Source organism: Pseudarcicella hirudinis (genome assembly GCF_900115665.1).
Lineage (GTDB): Bacteria > Bacteroidota > Bacteroidia > Cytophagales > Spirosomataceae > Pseudarcicella > Pseudarcicella hirudinis.
The window spans coordinates 99,358-115,945 of the sequence record NZ_FOXH01000002.1; the positions used below are offsets into that span (position 1 = coordinate 99,358).

Annotated in this window: 18 protein-coding genes; 9 read left to right on the top strand and 9 right to left on the bottom strand. The window is 38.8% G+C overall.

Features of this window, described 5'->3' with window-relative positions:
- Nucleotides 1-5: 5 nt before the first annotated feature.
- From BM179_RS03500 to BM179_RS03530, 7 genes are all read right to left on the bottom strand, one after another.
- Complete coding sequence (locus BM179_RS03500; protein ID WP_092012299.1) at nt 6-317, bottom strand: rhodanese-like domain-containing protein; 312 nt, start codon at nt 315-317, stop codon at nt 6-8.
- A gap of 96 nt (nt 318-413) precedes the next feature.
- Nucleotides 414-710 carry a rhodanese-like domain-containing protein gene (locus BM179_RS03505; protein ID WP_092012302.1) on the bottom strand — a complete coding sequence of 99 codons (297 nt, stop codon included), beginning with the start codon at nt 708-710 and terminating at the stop codon, nt 414-416.
- A gap of 98 nt (nt 711-808) precedes the next feature.
- Entirely contained in the window at nt 809-3,643 is a 2,835-nt protein-coding gene (locus BM179_RS03510; protein ID WP_092012305.1) for an Ig-like domain-containing protein, read from the bottom strand.
- Between the two features lie 6 nt (nt 3,644-3,649).
- A complete protein-coding gene (locus BM179_RS03515) occupies nt 3,650-4,420 on the bottom strand; it encodes a PASTA domain-containing protein (RefSeq protein ID WP_092012308.1) in 771 nt (256 codons plus the stop codon).
- Between the two features lie 258 nt (nt 4,421-4,678).
- The gene (locus tag BM179_RS03520) at nt 4,679-6,016 is read right to left on the bottom strand and encodes a Gfo/Idh/MocA family protein (protein WP_092012311.1); all 1,338 of its coding nucleotides are present in this window, start codon (nt 6,014-6,016) and stop codon (nt 4,679-4,681) included.
- A gap of 85 nt (nt 6,017-6,101) precedes the next feature.
- Nucleotides 6,102-7,232, bottom strand: a complete 1,131-nt coding sequence (locus BM179_RS03525; RefSeq protein ID WP_092012314.1) for a glycoside hydrolase family 88/105 protein — start codon at nt 7,230-7,232, stop codon at nt 6,102-6,104.
- Between the two features lie 118 nt (nt 7,233-7,350).
- Nucleotides 7,351-8,709, bottom strand: a complete 1,359-nt coding sequence (locus tag BM179_RS03530; protein ID WP_092012316.1) for a 3-keto-disaccharide hydrolase — start codon at nt 8,707-8,709, stop codon at nt 7,351-7,353.
- A 558-nt stretch (nt 8,710-9,267) separates the two neighbouring features.
- Here BM179_RS03530 and BM179_RS03535 point away from each other — a divergent pair.
- The 8 genes from BM179_RS03535 (at nt 9,268) to BM179_RS03570 (ending at nt 13,540) form a co-directional block, all read left to right on the top strand.
- A complete protein-coding gene (locus BM179_RS03535; protein ID WP_143095143.1) occupies nt 9,268-9,513 on the top strand; it encodes a hypothetical protein in 246 nt (81 codons plus the stop codon).
- A gap of 165 nt (nt 9,514-9,678) precedes the next feature.
- The gene (locus BM179_RS03540) at nt 9,679-9,930 is read left to right on the top strand and encodes a hypothetical protein (RefSeq protein WP_143095144.1); all 252 of its coding nucleotides are present in this window, start codon (nt 9,679-9,681) and stop codon (nt 9,928-9,930) included.
- A 90-nt stretch (nt 9,931-10,020) separates the two neighbouring features.
- Nucleotides 10,021-10,260, top strand: coding sequence for a hypothetical protein (locus BM179_RS03545; protein ID WP_143095145.1), 240 nt, complete (start codon nt 10,021-10,023; stop codon nt 10,258-10,260).
- A 34-nt stretch (nt 10,261-10,294) separates the two neighbouring features.
- Nucleotides 10,295-10,519, top strand: coding sequence for a hypothetical protein (locus BM179_RS03550; protein WP_092012328.1), 225 nt, complete (start codon nt 10,295-10,297; stop codon nt 10,517-10,519).
- 123 nt (nt 10,520-10,642) lie between these two features.
- The gene (locus BM179_RS03555) at nt 10,643-11,509 is read left to right on the top strand and encodes an ABC transporter ATP-binding protein (protein WP_092012331.1); all 867 of its coding nucleotides are present in this window, start codon (nt 10,643-10,645) and stop codon (nt 11,507-11,509) included.
- 43 nt (nt 11,510-11,552) lie between these two features.
- Nucleotides 11,553-12,359, top strand: coding sequence for a hypothetical protein (locus tag BM179_RS03560; protein WP_092012334.1), 807 nt, complete (start codon nt 11,553-11,555; stop codon nt 12,357-12,359).
- A 53-nt stretch (nt 12,360-12,412) separates the two neighbouring features.
- Nucleotides 12,413-12,796, top strand: a complete 384-nt coding sequence (locus BM179_RS03565) for a GntR family transcriptional regulator (RefSeq protein ID WP_092012337.1) — start codon at nt 12,413-12,415, stop codon at nt 12,794-12,796.
- Nucleotides 12,797-12,835: 39 nt separating this feature from the next.
- Entirely contained in the window at nt 12,836-13,540 is a 705-nt protein-coding gene (locus BM179_RS03570; protein WP_092012339.1) for a hypothetical protein, read from the top strand.
- Here the strand turns inward: BM179_RS03570 and BM179_RS03575 are convergent.
- Nucleotides 13,514-14,656: a hypothetical protein gene (locus BM179_RS03575; RefSeq protein ID WP_092012343.1), complete on the bottom strand. Its 1,143-nt coding sequence runs from the start codon at nt 14,654-14,656 to the stop codon at nt 13,514-13,516. The genes BM179_RS03570 and BM179_RS03575 overlap by 27 nt on opposite strands.
- Before the next feature lie 43 nt (nt 14,657-14,699).
- The gene (locus BM179_RS03580) at nt 14,700-15,701 is read right to left on the bottom strand and encodes an NADP-dependent oxidoreductase (protein WP_092012346.1); all 1,002 of its coding nucleotides are present in this window, start codon (nt 15,699-15,701) and stop codon (nt 14,700-14,702) included.
- Between the two features lie 210 nt (nt 15,702-15,911).
- Between BM179_RS03580 and BM179_RS03585 the strand changes: the two genes are divergently transcribed.
- Nucleotides 15,912-16,586, top strand: a complete 675-nt coding sequence (locus BM179_RS03585) for a Cj0371 family chemotaxis-regulating polar lipoprotein (RefSeq protein ID WP_092012349.1) — start codon at nt 15,912-15,914, stop codon at nt 16,584-16,586.
- The last annotated feature ends 2 nt before the right edge of the window (nt 16,587-16,588 follow it).

The following is a 16,588-nucleotide window of genomic DNA, read 5'->3' on the forward strand; positions in this document are numbered from 1 at the left end:
GATTTTCAAAGATTAAGAAAAGCCTCCAGGCCGCCTTCCAGGTTTCTGAGTCTGGAAAAACCCTTCTTTTCAAGAATCTTTCTGGCTATTTCACTTTGTAATCCGGTATAGCAGATTACAACGATTTCATCATTTTTGAGGTGTTCAAATTCATTGATTCTCAGTAAAAGTTCGTCTAAAGGAATATGAATGCCTCCGAAATTGAAGTTTTCAAATTCTCTCGGCGTTCTGATGTCAAGAATAAGTAAAGTCTCAAGGTAGTCTTTGAACTCAGAAGGACTGATTGAAAAGGAAGGATCCTGATTTGTGCTTGTCATGAAGCTTTAAAGATTGTCGCGGAATAGGATTTAACCTTCCGCGACAAGTTTTATATCTGTTTGGATGCTCTGTTTAAAGAAGACAGAGATATGGAATCAGCCTAATTCATTCCAGGCTAAAATTCCGCCTGTAACATTTCTCACATTCTGAAATCCCTGGCTTTCCATAAACGATTTAGCTCTGGCAGATCTGGCTCCAGAACGGCAATGAACAAGTACTTCCTGGTCTTTCCAACCTTCAATTTCTTCCAAACGGTCAGGTAATTCTCCTAATGGGATTAATTTTCCTCCTAAATTCTGGTCCTCAAACTCATATTCTTCTCTTACGTCAAGGAGGTTTACTTTTTCGCCGGCGTCGATGCGCTGCTTTAATTCTTCTACGGTAATATCCATGTTAGATTGAGTGCTTTAATGGGTAACAAAAATTTGAGGCAGAAATTACAAGAAATTTTTATTATTTCATGCAGTTTACAGGTCAAAATATCTAAAACTTAGTGCTGGATTATTATTTTTCTCATGAAGTATTTCTCTCCTTTCGATAATCTCAGCAAATAAACGCCGGATTGAAGTTGTGATAAATCCATTTCCTGGTTTTCAGTGAGGCCTTTCCAAACGGTTTTTCCACTGATATCCACCACTTCAGCCATTTTGAGGGAATTGTCGTTCCAACGGATTATTCCGGAAGACGGATTTGGAGAAACAATGAGGTTTTTCTCCTGATATTCTTCTTCAGAACCAAGCGGAGCATTTGACTGAGGAATTCCGTTGATAATGGTGACAGGAATAATCAGTAAATCACATTGCTGGTTCTTTTTATCACAAATGTTAACAACGATCTGATCGTAACCATTTACAATGCCTTCTCTTTGGGTGTATTTAAAGCAAACCGTACTTCTTGCGGTATCAGTTGAAATAACCACATCTCCTTTGGCAGGTTTTAATACCACTGTGGTACTAAGAGAATCTTTGGTCTGGATTGCAACGCTGGTACAGATATTCACAGTTTTATCAAGATCCGGAATAATGACCTGTGCATTGGAAAGCGGGGTTTTCGGAGCCTGTAAAGTCGGATCTATGATTCTGATCGGAATCATTACTTTGGTACATAACAGCAGATTATCACAAACTTCCACACAAACAGAATCAGCTCCTGTTTTTCCGGCTGGTGGAGAATATTTAATACATAGTTCGTGAGAGCTGTTGTTTACCGAAAGTTTAAACCTGGCAGAATCTTTAAGCGCATTGCACAGATTCGCAATATGAGTATCTCCGGTATTTAATTCACGGATTTTAATACAAATCGTTGTTGAAGAATCCTTTAAGGTAACAATCGGTTCATTTAACAGCAAAGGTGCCTGAGGAATCAGCGTAGGTGTTGGTGTAGAAATTACAGTAACCGGAATATTCGCCTGCGTACATTTTCCTCCCTGATCGCAAATGCTCACGCAAATCTGGTCAGTGCCTTTAAATCCTGCATTTGGCGTATAAGTCAGGCAGGCTCTTCTGATTGTTTTGTCGATACTGATACTTGCTGTGCCATTTGAACCTTGTCCGCAGATCCGGGCGATATGAGTATCACTGGCATTAAAATCCCCGTAGGTCAGGCAGATTGTTTTAGCCTTGCCCTGTTCTGTTACCAGCGGTCTGGAACTAATAGAAGGACTGAAATTTGTATTCATAACGGGACGGATCATTAATGAACCAACGGCTTTGTCAGATGATTTCGGATCTACATTTGAGCTCAGACGCCATCCGGAGCCTTTATCAAAATAGGTATGCTGAGTGGCAATCGTATTGTTCTTGTCGAAACCTATTACTACAGGATCATTTTCAGCAATTTGTGTATAGCCTACATAAAAAGTGTCCGTAACAGCAACAGGATCAAGAGGAAATTCAATGAATCCATTTCTGACCTGAGGATAAGAAATAGTTGCAGTTATTTGTTTGAGCACATTAGCGGGTTGTCCGTTTTTATTGCCGAAAACCTGTAAGTAAAATTGCTGACCGGAAATGTCTTTTAAAGTAGGATTAAAATTGATTCTGACTGCGGTAACTGTATCAGGTTTATTGACAATATACCGTACAGCAAGCTTTCCATAGCCTTGTCCGATATAAGCCGCCACTTCTGCAATACCGTCGTCATAGGCATAATAGTTGTCGAGAACGGTTTGTCCTGAAATCGTATCGTTTATTCTCAGATCTACGTTAGGAATCGAACCTTTAGAGGTAGAAAGAATCTGAAATTTATATTTTAAAATGGCCTTATTCTGCAAGGATGAGGTTCTCAGTGCGATTTTGGTGGAAATAGGAACAGTGGTCCATAATTGAGTATTAACCCCGGTAGAAGGCTGAGGATCCTGAAGGACTGTATTAGAAACTAAATCTGAGACAGTTAGAATATGACTTATCGGATTTAAGACATTCCAGAGCTGATAAATTCCTGTTCCCACCGATTCTGCCAATTCCGTTTTCGGACTAATCAGAAACTGTTTTAAAGGCATGGCAGTATAGCGTTTGAGAATGCTGTTTACCGGTAAATTTACCGCATAGTCATTTACATATAAATCTGTGTTCGATCTTTTTGAATCCATGTAAATATAATCCACATGCCAGGCATCAAACTGTCCGGATTGGTTTCCTACTGCTCTGAATCTGAACTGAAAATCTGAGTGGAAATAAATACCTGCATCAACCTTGACTAATTTCTGGTAAAAAGCGGGGTTTTTAACATCTTTGATTTTAGCACTATCAATCTGAACACTATCCTTATGTGTTAAAGGCCAGACCGTTTTCCAGATACCACCGTTTGTTTTAAATTCCAGAAAAAGACCATCTGTCGGATCGGGGAGCTCTCCTAAACCTTGTTGCTGCCAGAAAAAACTGATATAAACAGAATCTTTGAGGGAAAAATTTGAAAGATCAATGGGTCTGGAAGTAAGGGTATCTGTACCACCATGAGCCAGATCATCATTAGAAACATAAGCGTTTCCATCTTTTTTGAGCCCGTCGAAAGTAGCAACATTTACAGAAGGATGATTGAGCGGGTAGGTATTGTTAATAAAAACATTGCTTCCGGGCATCCAGTTTGAGTTATCCGGTTCTGAGCCTTTTGTTGTGGAAAAATCCTCAAAGAATGGTAAAACAAGAGGCGTTGACGCGCCAACTCTCCCTGATGAATGAGCTTTAACCTTAGCGGGATAAGAAATCGGAACCGTAATGAGCTGAGCTTCGGCGCAGAATGTAAAGATTAACAGGGGTAGGAAATAAAACTTTCCAAACACAGGTCTGGAAAGTTTATATGATAATTCAATAAATGATATTTTCATAAGCCATTAATTCGGCGGCGTTCCGGCCACCCATAAGTCAATCGTTTCGCCAGCGTGAATCTTATCGTTAGAACAGGTTGTGCAGTTTTGTTTGGTTACAGTTCCGGCAGGCTGGTCTGATTCAGACTCATAAATTACGCTGCCAACCTGTAGCTGCATTCCTGCCAGGAGTATTTTTACTTCGTCAAAAGGTTTGCCTACCAGATCAGGTACTTCCATTTCCACATCTCCTGTACCGTTACCGATGACCAGATCGACTTTTGAGCCTTTTGAAATTAACGTTCCGGATTCGATTTTCTTGCCCTGATATTCTACTTCAATAACTTCATTGATCCGGATATCATTCACATATTTAAGATTGCCTTTCAGAAGCCCTGAAATAAGTAATTGCTGTTCGGCACTTCTTACAGAAAGTCCGTTTAACTGAGGAAGTTTGATCTGCGGAGGCGTTTCTGAATTAATGGTCAGATAGATTTTACGTCCTTCCTTAACTTTGGAATTGGTAAGCGGATATTGTGATAAAACCGTCAGAGGTTTTGCTCCTGCCACAAATGTACAGTCTGAAACTTCATAGTTAAGATTTCTTTCACTTAAAAGGTCTTCCATTTCTTCAATAGTAAGTCCTTTAAGATTGGGAACTGTTATGGTTTCACCATGATTGGTACTCCAGGGTAAATACACAAAGAAAAAACCAAAAAATAAAGCCAGTAACAGTGAAATAATCAATGCGGCATGTATGTAAACGTCTTTCTTGGAATTGGTTGATATTTTTATCATCAGCTTTTTTAAACTTACTTCCTAGGGTTCAATTGATTTCTGAACGGAATTGTAATCTTTTCGCAAGTTACAACTTTAGGCAAATATATAAAAAAACAAACGGTCTCTCTGTTTAAACATTGTATTCAAATCTTAATTAATTGCGGTGTTAAAAACCGGATTGGCTCAGATAAGGGTCAATTGAGGGGAGGAGGAATGAAAAATCCCTGCAAGTATCAAGCTTGCAGGGATTTCCAAAAGATGACAAATGTTATCTTCTTAGTATTTGAAGATTTTTCCACCAGCCATAACATTCTGAGTTTTCTCATCAAATGTTACGCGTTCACCGGTACGATAAGCTGCGTTAGCCATGATGGTAGCAATTGAATGCTGATATCCTGCCTCAATCGGAGCATTTGGCTTTTTGCGGGAGCGAACGCATTCCATCCAGTTTTTCACGTGGTTGAATGTTAAAACATCACCGCCGGTGTTTGATCCGGTTTCTACTTTAGGGCCTTCCAGTTTCATGGCTGTAAGTAAATTCGCCTGCATTCCCATTTCTCCTGCTTCTCTGGCAGACAAACCGCCGTTTGGAGAAATCATATTGGTATCAAGGTTCAATTCACCGCCATTTGAGTAATAAATTTCTTTGGTACCGCCAGCTGAGTTAGAGAAACGTGACTGGAATGAAACCTGGAAACCATTGGTTGGATCATTTAAAGGACCGTAATCAAATACTACGGTTAAAGTGTCGGCATTTTTACGGCCATCTTTCCATTGATAGATACCTCCGTTGGCTACGGCACTTCTTGGATGAGCTAAACCGCTGAACCAGTGTACAGTATCAATCTGGTGAGACATCCATTGACCCGGAATACCTGAAGAGTATGGCCAGAAAAGACGATATTCAAGATATTTACGGGGATCAAAAGAATCTTCTGGTCTGTTGATCAGGAAGCGTTTCCAGTCCACATCAGATTCTTTCAGATCTTTGGTAAGATTTGGTCTTCTCCAACGACCAGGCTGGTTTACATTCCACATCAATTCAACCATGGTAATCGGACCGAATTTACCGGATTTAATGTATTCGTCTGCTGCCCAGTAGTTTGCACCGCTACGACGCTGAGAACCGATCTGAACAATTTTACCCGAATCTCTTACCGCTTTCAATACCGCACGGTTATCATCCATTGTTTCAGCAAGCGGCTTTTCTGTATAAGTATCGCAACCGGCTTTAACTGCCTCAATTGTATGGTAAGCATGCTGGAAGTCTGCAGTAGAAATGAATACAGCATCTACAGATTTTGAAGCATACAGCTCATCATTGTTTCTGTAAACTTTGATGTCATTGCCAAGTTGTTTCTCTAAAAATGCTTTACCTTCTTCTCTACGACGATTCCAGATGTCTGATAAAGCTACCATCTCAAAATTCATTTCTTTAGCCAAAGCTTTGAAAGGAGGAACGTGAGAGGCACGGTGACGATCTGAAAAACCAACACAGGCAACTCGGACACGGTCGTTGGCTCCGATGATTTTTGAGTATGATTTTGGACTGAAAGCAAGCGCTCCTAACGAAGCGAAAGCTGATTTCTTGACAAAGTCTCTGCGGGTTGTCATAGTTTATATTAGTTTGAAAATATTTTAATGTAAAATTTTATTTAAAATGCCATAACGAGTATGGTCCGGATACTTAAAAGCTGATTTATCGGAGTAAAGCGGTTGCGCACCATAAAACCGGTGCTTGTCCGTGCATATCTCCTGTAATTCTTTTCCTGTCAAGATAATACTGATGGTCATTCTTTTTATTGGTCCCTTCGCACACTTCTCTGATGTCTGAGTTGTTATCCAGATAAGTAATAAGTGCTAGCCAGCCTTTTCTTGCTGCAGGCGTATAAGTTGCCTTATCTAACCAGCCATTTTTTACCCCTGTAATCATCGCAAAAGTAAACATTCCTGTTCCCGAAGTTTCCGGCCATGATTCAGGATCGTCGATTAACTGCCGCCACATTCCGTCAGGAGCCTGGTATTTAAGCAAAGAAGCCATCATGGTTTTATATCCTTCCATAATGCGTTTGCGGTCCGGGTTACTGGCTGGTAATACACGAAGTAATTCGCTCATTCCTGCTGCCATCCAGCCGTTTCCTCTTCCCCAGAAAAAAGGGACATCCGGTGCATGGTAAAAAAGTCCGTTCGGGCGTTGCAGTTCATTCAGATAAACAACCATCTCTTTGGCTGCTCTTTCAATATATTTAGGCTCTCCGGTGGCTATGTAAGCCTGAGACTGAACAGCGGTGATCATAAACATATCGTCAATCCAAAGCCTGGTCTGCCAGGTCAGCCCCTGATCGTAATACTTTTGTGACTCAGCAGTAGCCCGGGGTCCTTCCGGACTGCCCCATTGTTTGTCGGCAATCGTTTTACCAATTGTCAGATACTTTGGTTTTTTTGTCTCGATATACAATTCAAGCGGAATTGCTCCGAAAACCGAATGATCAACGTGGTCAGGTATCGGAATAAGTTTTGCTTCTTCATTTTCCAGCGGTTCAAAGCGTTTTTCCAATTGATCGGAAAGTGCTTTATTTCCGGATAATTTAGCAAAAGTCAACGCTCCGTACCAGGCACAGACCTCGGGATAAGTAATAGAATTCGGAGGGCCTGGTCTCCCGAAATTCGGATGTGGAGTTGCTACAAATCTGTCAGCAACTTTTAGCCCGATTTCCTCCGGTGAACTACCTTTAGGCCAATGTTTTAAATCCCCGCTCTGCGCATTTACAACATAAGAAATTCCTGCAACCCATCCCGCTAATAAATACTTTACTGCGTTTTTCTTCATTTTGATAGTTAATTATGACTCCTGAAAAGGAATCAGATTTGAGGTTGGAGTATAATATGCTTAGTATCTGTTTAGGGCTTGGTTAAAAATCGGCTGTTTTGGTTTAATTTTTCAAAAACTATTTAATCGTTCTGATCTTGAGATTTTTGAATGAAACATTATTGCCATGATCCTGTAAAAGAATCGGGCCCTGCTCAATCATTCCAAAATTTTCAAAATCCTTGTATTTACTTCTGGCCACCAGTGCCTTGAAGATATTGCTGCCTCTTTCATATTCAACTACTTTGAAGCCATTCAGCCAGTGCTGAACAATGTTGTTCGGATAAACAATTATTCTGGCCTGGTTCCATTCTCCAATCTTTCTCTGGAATCTTTTGTCTAATTTATAAGAAGGAATAAGGTCATACAAAGAAGCCATAGTACGGTTTCCGGCAGCTCCTAATTTTGCATCAGGGTGTTTTTCGTCATCTAATACCTGATACTCCAATCCGATTCCTGATTTTCCTCCTGAATCAAATGCTTCATTTACAAAATATTTTACGCCTGAATTAGCTCCTTCTGTAAGTCTGAACTCAAAAGTCAGCTCAAAAGCAGAGAACTTTTTGTCGGTTACAATATCATTACCGGTTTCAGATCCGTCCGACGGGCTTACATTGATTTCTCCATTCTCAACTTTCCAGTGTTTTGCAGGCATTTTGTCCTGATGAACACCTCTCCAGCCTGTAAAATCCTTTCCATTGAAAAGGAATTCATATCCTTGTGCTTTTTCCTGATCTGAAAGTGTGTTTAGTGTTAAGTTGATGACAGGCGTATTATCAGCCGGATGTGGTTTCATATCAGCACCAGTCTGGATTCTGATATTTTTCCAACGGATCGGCGTTCCTTCTTTCTGATCTTTTCCGATAGAATGAACCTGCAGGGCAATAAAACCTTTTGCTGTGACATCGTCAATCAGACAAGCCACCGGAATACCGTTAATCCAGGTTCTGATAACATTCCCGATTGCTTCTACACGGTATTTATTCCATTGTCCTTTTTTGAAAGCTTTTTTGCCTTCCGGATTAATGTTTGGAATATAAAGCCAGTCTCTGCGGCCTTCATCGTAAATCCCGCCGGACCATGCTCTGTCTGAAGGATCAACTTCCATCTGATAACCATGTACTCTGCCATTCTGGTAATCAGGTTTTGATAAACTCCTGAACTGAATACCTGAATTCATGGAATTATCTACCAAAAGCTCTACTTCAAAAATGAAATTATCGTATTCTTTTTCTGAACATAGAAAAGAGTTGGGCGTGTTAGCAACAGTAGTTCCTACGATCTCGCCATTGCTTACTTCATATTTAGCTTTTCCTCCTAATTGTTTCCAGCCGTTCAAAGTTTTACCATCAAAAAGGTTTGTCCATTTTTCTTTCTGAGCAAAAACGCCGGGAGTGATCAGAAGACTCAATAAAAAAATCAAAATTCTTTTTCTCATGATTGATTTTGTGTTGGATAAATAATATTGAAGAAAGACAGGCCGGAGACTTATTTACTCATTTGCATTTGAAATATGTAATTAAATAAAGCCTGGTTTGAACAGTAAAGTGTTTTAATACTTTTCTGAAATCTTTTAGACCCTTCCGGAATTTCCCTCCGAGCTATTCTTTTGAAACGCAGAATATACCTGGTTTAGCCTGTCTGAGGTGTATCAGCATAGCAGGTTTACTAGCGTTCAAGGTGTACTAGCAAGGGTAGTTGGGTGTACTGTTTCATACAGTTAATACACCTTGGTAGTACACCTTCAGAAGTGTTTTGCCGGTTTCAGGATTATAATTATTCACATTCTTTAATTGTTTTTGAAAATTTATCAAAATATAAATGATTGATTATGAGATTGTTATTTGATTTTTTGATTGATTTTGAATTTTTTTTCAAAAAACACTTGACTCGTATTTGATTTTCGCCATACATTTGCAGTGTACTAATTAACTAATACACCACCACAATAATAAACAATAGCAATAATTTAAAAAACTTCTAAACGAAAACGAACATGAAAAAGTTAACAATCCTCTCGACCTTAGTATTTGTAACAGTAGTATCAATGACCTCTTGCCAAAATCAGAATGAAGTGTTATTGCCAAAGTCAGCACAAGTCATCACAGAGCAGGGCACGATCAGACCTCAGGTTGACAATGAAACTGAAGTGAAAAAAGAAGAATCACCAGTGAAGTTGACACCAGTTACTGCAAGACCAGCCCGGGAAACCTCACATGTTGAAATGCTTGAAGTGCAATAAGAAACTGAAAACTCTCTGAACCTTTTGAAGATTTAAGAACCTCTGTAAACCGATTGCCTGAAAAGTATAAAGCCTCTGAACAAAACGATTAATACATTATAATAACTAAATCTATTTATTACTGAAACCTTTATCATTTACAAAACATCTAAACTTTACAAAAACATGAAAAAGTTAATCATCCTCTCGACCGTAGTATTTGCAACAGTATCAATGACCTCTTGCCAAAATCAAAACGAAGTATTATTGCCAAAATCGGTAGAAACTGTAAGAAACGATCAACACAATAATCCGAATCAATTTATTCCTGCAACCGTGGAACTTGAGCATTCAGGAGAGCAGCCAGGAAAAGTAAGACCTGCTATTCCGGTTTCTCCTGCTCCAAAAAAATCGAATGAAATTGTGCCTGAATTGTAATTATTGTAAAAAAAGACCGACTTACAGGTAAATCTTAAACTGACAAACTGTACCCAATCAAAGCTCAGAAATAATCAAATGAAAAATGTTATGAAACATACATCCGTTTTATCAGTCATTGCCTTGTTCGCTGTTGTTATGGTTGCTTCGGTATTTTGTCAGAATGGAAATCAAACTTTTTTACCTAAAGCTCATTCTCCGCTGGGAAGACTGGAAAAACTGGCAGAAGGCAAAGCCGGATCCGGAAGTTTATCAGAAAAAGAAATGAGTGTCAGTCTGAGTGGTTCTGTGAAAGTTTCCGTCGTATCAATTGCTGATTTAATTAACTAACAAAATTTACCAAAACCTTTAAATCTTTAATACCATGAAAAGGATCTCTGTTTTTAAATTATTTGTAGCGTTCTTCTTATTTCTCAAAGCGGTAAAATCTCTTAAGAGATTGCTGAAATTCGACTATGATTTTAGCAGTTATACTGCCGGACTGCATTCTTTTGATGTGATTTCTTACAATGCAGTTTACATTTTCATCTTTTGTCTTTTTGTCTATCTTATCAACAGAAAAGACAGTTTACCGGCCCGGAATTTCTAAGAAAAGAATGCTTTGATAAGAAATTGAACTGTATTATATTTGTAGTACACTAATTTTCTATAACACTATTTCTTTATTATGAAAATAGTAGTGTAAAAGGGACAAAATAGCCTCAAAAACGTCATGATAGAAATTCAGAACCTTTCATTTGGTTACGCTAAGAACAAACCTGTTTTTAAAAATCTCAATCTGAGTCTTAAAGCCGGTAATATTTATGGGCTTTTAGGTGAAAATGGATCGGGGAAATCCAGTTTAATGAAAATTATGGCTGGCTTGTTATTTCCTCAGGAAGGTTCTTGTGTGGTTGAAGGTTATCGGGCGCAACACCGGGAACCTGGTTTTTTGAGAGAAATGTTCTTTTTGCCGGAGGAATTCCATGTTTCGGATCTTCCTTTGAAGGATTTTGTAAGAACAAATGCTCCTTTTTATCCGAATTTCAGCCAGGAACAATTTCAGCTTTATCTGAAAGAATTCAATATTGCCGAAGCAGAAAACCTGAGCAAACTTTCTTACGGACAAAAGAAGAAAGTGCTGATTGCTTTCGGAATTGCTACCAATACGCATTTACTGATTATGGATGAACCGACAAATGGTTTGGATATCCCTTCTAAAAGTCAGTTCCGTAAGGTAATTGCTTCAGCGATTGATGAAAACAGGGTGATTATTATCTCAACACATCAGGTCAGAGATTTGAGCGGATTGATTGATCCGATTATTGTAATTGATCAGCAGGAGATTATTTTCAATGAGTTATTGGATGATGTATCTGAGAAATTATCCTTCAGGCTGCTGACAAAAATAACGGAAGAGGATAAAGTACTTTATTCCGAACATTCTCTTAAAGGAACAGCAGCTGTTTTGGAAAATACTACAGGAGATTTCACGAAAGTGGACCTGGAACTTCTTTTCAATGCCGTTTTGGCCAATAAAGGAAGAATCAGGGAAATCTTCTCTGACAAAAAGGTTGCTGAGGATTTTCAGGGGGAATAAAAAAGGATTTTACTTATAATAAACTTATTGACTGATATTGATTATGAATAATCTTTTGGATTTCAATCGTTTGGGTTTACTGATTAAAAAGCAGTGGATAGAACAGCGTAAAACCTATCTGATTAGTGCAGGAGCATTGGTGGCGATTTTGGGTATAATGTTCTTTTTCACGCTTTTTTTTAGCAGAAATGTTACTTTGGAGGGGCAGACTTTTCAGATGTTTTTATTTATCATTTCATTTATGATAAGCGGGACGATTAATACCAGCCGGATGCTCAAATCTCTCTCAGAGCGCACGGAATCTATCAGCTTTTTATTATTACCTGCTTCCCATCTTGAGAAATTTCTATGCTCGATGTTTTATTCAATTTTCGTCTATGGAATAGTCTTTCTGATGGCATTTTATCTGGTCGATTTTGTGGCTGTAACGATATATAATTTTCAAAATCATGCGAATGTTTCTCTGATTAACTTTTTAGGAGGGCCTTCTTCTTCCGGTAAGGTCTTTTTGAAAGGGCTTTCTCTGGCTTTACTGATACATGCTTTCGGCCTTTGGGGAAGTGTATTTTTTAAGAACAGAACCTTTATCAAAACAATGTTTTTAGGATTTGTAGCAGCCGTTGTATTTGGATTGATAAGTCAGGGCTTAGGTTTTGCCGTTTTCGGCCAATCGGCTACTATAGATGCATTCCGGTCAGTTACGCTGGGTGGAACAGATATCCGGGAGCCGTTGAAAATTGAGCTGCCATCAGGATTGGGGGAAATTCTTCAGTATTTTGTCTGGACAGTGGTTACGATTGGATTATGGGTAGCCGGATACTTCGGTTTAAAGGAAAGAGAAATAGTGTAATGGCCATTTTACCGGTTCCGGAATTTTTTATCAGATTTTAACTCGCAAACGATATGGAATTTAGAGATTCACAAGCTATCTATCTGCAAATTGCCGATCTGGTATGCGAAAATATACTTTTGGGGAAGTGGAAGGCTAATGATAAGATTTTATCTATCAGAGATTTAGCCGTGGAGTTGGAGGTTAATCCTAATACCGTAATGCGTTCGTACGAGCATTTGCAAGGAAAAGGAATCATTTTTCAAAAGCGTGGAATTGGTTATTTTGCCTCTGAGGATTCTACAGAGAAAATTGTGGCTGTCCGCAGAGATGAGTTTTTAGCTAATGAATTACCGGTTTTGTTCAGGAATCTGTATCTTCTCAAAATCGATATTCCCGAATTGGCTAAACGTTTCGAAGTTTTTAAACAACATAATTTCGAAGAATTAACCCATTAAAATGATCTGAATCCTATTGAAAACTGAAATTTAATTGTCATGAAAATGAAAACCAGCAATAAAATAATAGTAGGGTTGATGAGCTTTATTCTTATAATGATGTTTACAACTACTTTACTGCTTAAAGCTGAATATAAGAAACGACTCAACCTTAAAATTGATGAATATTCAAATCTTCTCAATGAAAAGGTCGGAGGGTTCTCAGAAGTGAAAATTCTGGGACATAAAACGTATCCTGTTTTTGTACAGTCTTCTTCTTCCTATGGTTTGAAAGTATCAGAAGAGATGAAAAGTAATAAGGCATTCAGATACGTTGTTAAAGATTCTGTATTGACTATTGATTTCAGTAACGGAGATAGCGATCCGGGAGATGTTAATTCAAATGATCGTACGGCAATAGTAGTTCTCTGCCCTAAGCTTAAGGAAGTTACCTTTTCAGGTGTGAGAGGAAGAGTTAAGGGGCTTACTGTAAGTGACTTATCCGTAAATGTAAGAAATAAAGCGACAGCTTTGTTCTACAGGAATACAATCGGTAATATTAAGATTTCAAGTGATACGATTGATTCAGCAGTTGAGATCTATAAAGGCAATAAAATTGATAATTTAACGCTGGATATGCAGGCACACGGAGGCTCCTTTTTAGCTGATAATGTGCTGTTTAAATCCTTGAAAATGAATGTGTCAGATAGTATTGAAGTGACCTTGAAAGGAAAGTCATTAGGTTTTCTGCGAAGCAGACAATAATGAGCAATACTGAAGATACTCAGATACTAATGTCCAGTTGTGTGCCTCGCATTGCCAGGTAAAATGAGCAATACGGGAAGAGGCCAGTTTATAAAGAACGGGATTTTCATAGGCCGTAAGGAAGCCTGCAATAAAAAAATAAAAACCTTTGAATAACTCATTTGACAGCTCCGGTTTTCCCGAAACCGGAGCTGTTTTTTGTTCCAGAATATGAATGATTTCCGGTTTTTTGAGCGCATTAAGCCGTAACAGAGAAGTTTCAAGAAGGAGTTTATCCATGAGATGCAATGACTCATTCCTCAGCAGAAAAAGGGTATCTTCCACGATTTTATTCCGGCAGATTTCCAATTCCGGCAAGGGAAATGCCTCCATTAACCTTGTCACATGATAAATAATCAGTGAAGTTTTAGGGTACTGATGCGCTACCCTGAATGGCTGTTTAAGGTACTCGTCTTTAAGAATAACAGATTGAATGTATCTGAGGCAGTCTTTCCCATGCTCATCCAATACTAACTGATCTGAAAGCTGACAGTATAACATGTTTGACATTACACAGGCATCGAACTCAATGTACATGTTTTTCCCGAACCAGGTAGAATAAGCTTTTAATGATTTGTAATGTGGAAAAGTATTATTGATTGTTCTCCGGTAATTGTTGGAATGTAAAATCAGTTTCTGTTGTAACCATTCGGCATCTTCTTTAGAATGCGCTGAGGTAAGATAGATAAATGCCGTATCATCTATATCATCAGGAATTCTGAAATGCTCAAAGTGTTTAAAAAGGTAACCATTCGGGAAATGTCTGGAAGGTTTTGTCCGAAAGAAATTATAGGTTTTGAGCCCATCCTTGTTTTGAAACAGCGGATAATTCCGGATAGCTTTCTCTGAAATCTCCCCAATTTGTTTTTGGGACTTTTCAGGTAAATATTGTTTAATTTGATTGAGGGTAAAAACCGTAATGGCAGTAAAGAAAATATTTGTATCAGGTCTTCTGTAAAACAAAAAAGCGTTCTCCCGATAAGAGGGGAGAACACCTTCCGGAAAATACCGCCGATCGGCAGTATGCTGAAGTTTCGCTATTTTATCAATAATCAGGGGGATTTCAATTTTACTCATATTTAACTTGCTGCAAATCAGGGAATTACTATGTAAATCGGAATTATTCTTCACTTACCTGCAAAATCAGTTTTCCGAAGTTTTTCCCTGAAAATAATTTTAATAAAGTAGGATGAAAGTTTTCGATCCCTTTTTCAATATGCACTTTAGACTGCAATTTACCTTCAAGAAGCCATCCGGCCATTTCTTTGGCAGCCTCTCCGTAACGGGCAAAATTATCAAAAACCACGATTCCCTCCATTCTTGCACGGTTTACCAATAGTGAAAGATAATTTGCCGGACCTTTTACGGGTTCAGTATTATTATATTGTGAAATAGCACCGCAGATCACAATCCTTGCTTTAAACCTGATTTGCTGGAGAGCAATATCAAGCAGTTCACCGCCGACATTGTCAAAATAAATATCAATTCCTTCAGGGGCAATGGCTTTTAATGCTTTTCTGACGTCCTCAGTCTGATAATTGATGCAGGCATCAAAGCCGAGTTCATGTACACAATAATTGCATTTGTCTTCTCCTCCGGCAATACCAATTACCTTACAGCCTTTTATTTTAGCAATTTGTCCGACAGTACTTCCGACAGCTCCGGCGGCACCTGATACCAGAACCGTTTCGCCTGCTTTGGGTTGTCCGGAATCAAGAAGGCCAAAATAAGCAGTAAGGCCTGTCATACCTAACGTGGCGATATAAGTATGTAGGGGAAGGCTTTTGGCATCAACTTTTAAAAGTTCTTTCCCTTTAACGGCAGCGTATTCCTGAACACCCCATATGCCGGTAACGTATTGACCTTCCTGAAAATCAGGGTGTTGGGATTCAATCACCTTTCCGGCAGTAACAGCCCTGAAAACTTCTCCGATTTCTACGGGACGGACATAGGATTTACCTTCATTCATCCAGCCTCTCATGGCAGGATCTATTGAAATATAAATGGTTTTTACCAGGACTTCTCCATCCTTCAGTACCGGAACAGGATTTGATTCCAGTAAAAAATCTGAAGGCTGAGGAGTACCTTTAGGTCTTGATGCTAATTTTAGTTGTTGATTCATAGTTTGATGGACATTGTTTTGGAATGAATTGGTGGATTTTTTGATAAATATAATGTTTCTGCCGGTCGGATTAGAACCGTTCTTACGAGGAAAATACCATTCGTATCAAATGAGTTTCTTCATACCGGAGGATTTCCGATAAATTTGTCAAAAAACCAAAACAAAGTAACGATACAAATTCAGTCGTATTGATTAAAATTATACAAAAATATGATAAGCAAGAATGCTTTTATCCGGAAAGTAAAAGACATTACCATCGGGAGTTCCATCTCTCTGGCATTATTGGGTTCTGCATTTATGCTGCAAAGCTGCGGAAGCAGCGGATCTGATGATGAGGGTGATTATGAAGAGGTGGAAACTTACACCAGGGGTGTAAAAACGTATATCACTGAAACTTCAAAGGGAGTGTTCAGGATAACAGATGAAGTAAAAGTGCCGATTGATAGTTCTGTAGCTATTGTAACCTATCTCAGCGGAAAGAAAGATACCTTACATCAGGAAGCGGTGAAAGCGTTGATCGACTCTGAAATCAAGACAAATCCTCATGGAATTGGTCAGAGTAATAACCTTTCAAATGCCCTGCTTTATGGTGGAATGGGCTATATGCTCGCTAATATTATGGGAAGTAATAACCAATATTCATTTTACAGAGGTGGTGGTTATAATACTTCTTCCGGTCAGCAATATCCTAATACTTCCAGGGACACTTCAGGAAGACGCCATTATGGTTCCGGTACATTTATGAGATATTATGCTTCAAGAAGCCTGTTTAACCGTTCACAAAGTATTCAGGAAAGTGTTGGCAGCTCAAGAGTATTTACCTCAAGACCCTCAGGAGGAAGAAGTGGCTTTTTCCATAGTACGGGAAGGTCATTCGGAGGGTAGAG

Bases quoted from the DNA above. Each gene is read 5' to 3' on its own strand.
- BM179_RS03500 (WP_092012299.1), bottom strand. From the start codon at position 317: ATGACAAGCACAAATCAGGATCCTTCCTTTTCAATCAGTCCTTCTGAG.
- BM179_RS03505 (WP_092012302.1), bottom strand. From the start codon at position 710: ATGGATATTACCGTAGAAGAATTAAAGCAGCGCATCGACGCCGGCGAA.
- BM179_RS03510 (WP_092012305.1), bottom strand. From the start codon at position 3,643: ATGAAAATATCATTTATTGAATTATCATATAAACTTTCCAGACCTGTG.
- BM179_RS03515 (WP_092012308.1), bottom strand. From the start codon at position 4,420: ATGATAAAAATATCAACCAATTCCAAGAAAGACGTTTACATACATGCC.
- BM179_RS03520 (WP_092012311.1), bottom strand. From the start codon at position 6,016: ATGACAACCCGCAGAGACTTTGTCAAGAAATCAGCTTTCGCTTCGTTA.
- BM179_RS03525 (WP_092012314.1), bottom strand. From the start codon at position 7,232: ATGAAGAAAAACGCAGTAAAGTATTTATTAGCGGGATGGGTTGCAGGA.
- BM179_RS03530 (WP_092012316.1), bottom strand. From the start codon at position 8,709: ATGAGAAAAAGAATTTTGATTTTTTTATTGAGTCTTCTGATCACTCCC.
- BM179_RS03535 (WP_143095143.1), top strand. From the start codon at position 9,268: ATGAAAAAGTTAACAATCCTCTCGACCTTAGTATTTGTAACAGTAGTA.
- BM179_RS03540 (WP_143095144.1), top strand. From the start codon at position 9,679: ATGAAAAAGTTAATCATCCTCTCGACCGTAGTATTTGCAACAGTATCA.
- BM179_RS03545 (WP_143095145.1), top strand. From the start codon at position 10,021: ATGAAACATACATCCGTTTTATCAGTCATTGCCTTGTTCGCTGTTGTT.
- BM179_RS03550 (WP_092012328.1), top strand. From the start codon at position 10,295: ATGAAAAGGATCTCTGTTTTTAAATTATTTGTAGCGTTCTTCTTATTT.
- BM179_RS03555 (WP_092012331.1), top strand. From the start codon at position 10,643: ATGATAGAAATTCAGAACCTTTCATTTGGTTACGCTAAGAACAAACCT.
- BM179_RS03560 (WP_092012334.1), top strand. From the start codon at position 11,553: ATGAATAATCTTTTGGATTTCAATCGTTTGGGTTTACTGATTAAAAAG.
- BM179_RS03565 (WP_092012337.1), top strand. From the start codon at position 12,413: ATGGAATTTAGAGATTCACAAGCTATCTATCTGCAAATTGCCGATCTG.
- BM179_RS03570 (WP_092012339.1), top strand. From the start codon at position 12,836: ATGAAAATGAAAACCAGCAATAAAATAATAGTAGGGTTGATGAGCTTT.
- BM179_RS03575 (WP_092012343.1), bottom strand. From the start codon at position 14,656: ATGAGTAAAATTGAAATCCCCCTGATTATTGATAAAATAGCGAAACTT.
- BM179_RS03580 (WP_092012346.1), bottom strand. From the start codon at position 15,701: ATGAATCAACAACTAAAATTAGCATCAAGACCTAAAGGTACTCCTCAG.
- BM179_RS03585 (WP_092012349.1), top strand. From the start codon at position 15,912: ATGATAAGCAAGAATGCTTTTATCCGGAAAGTAAAAGACATTACCATC.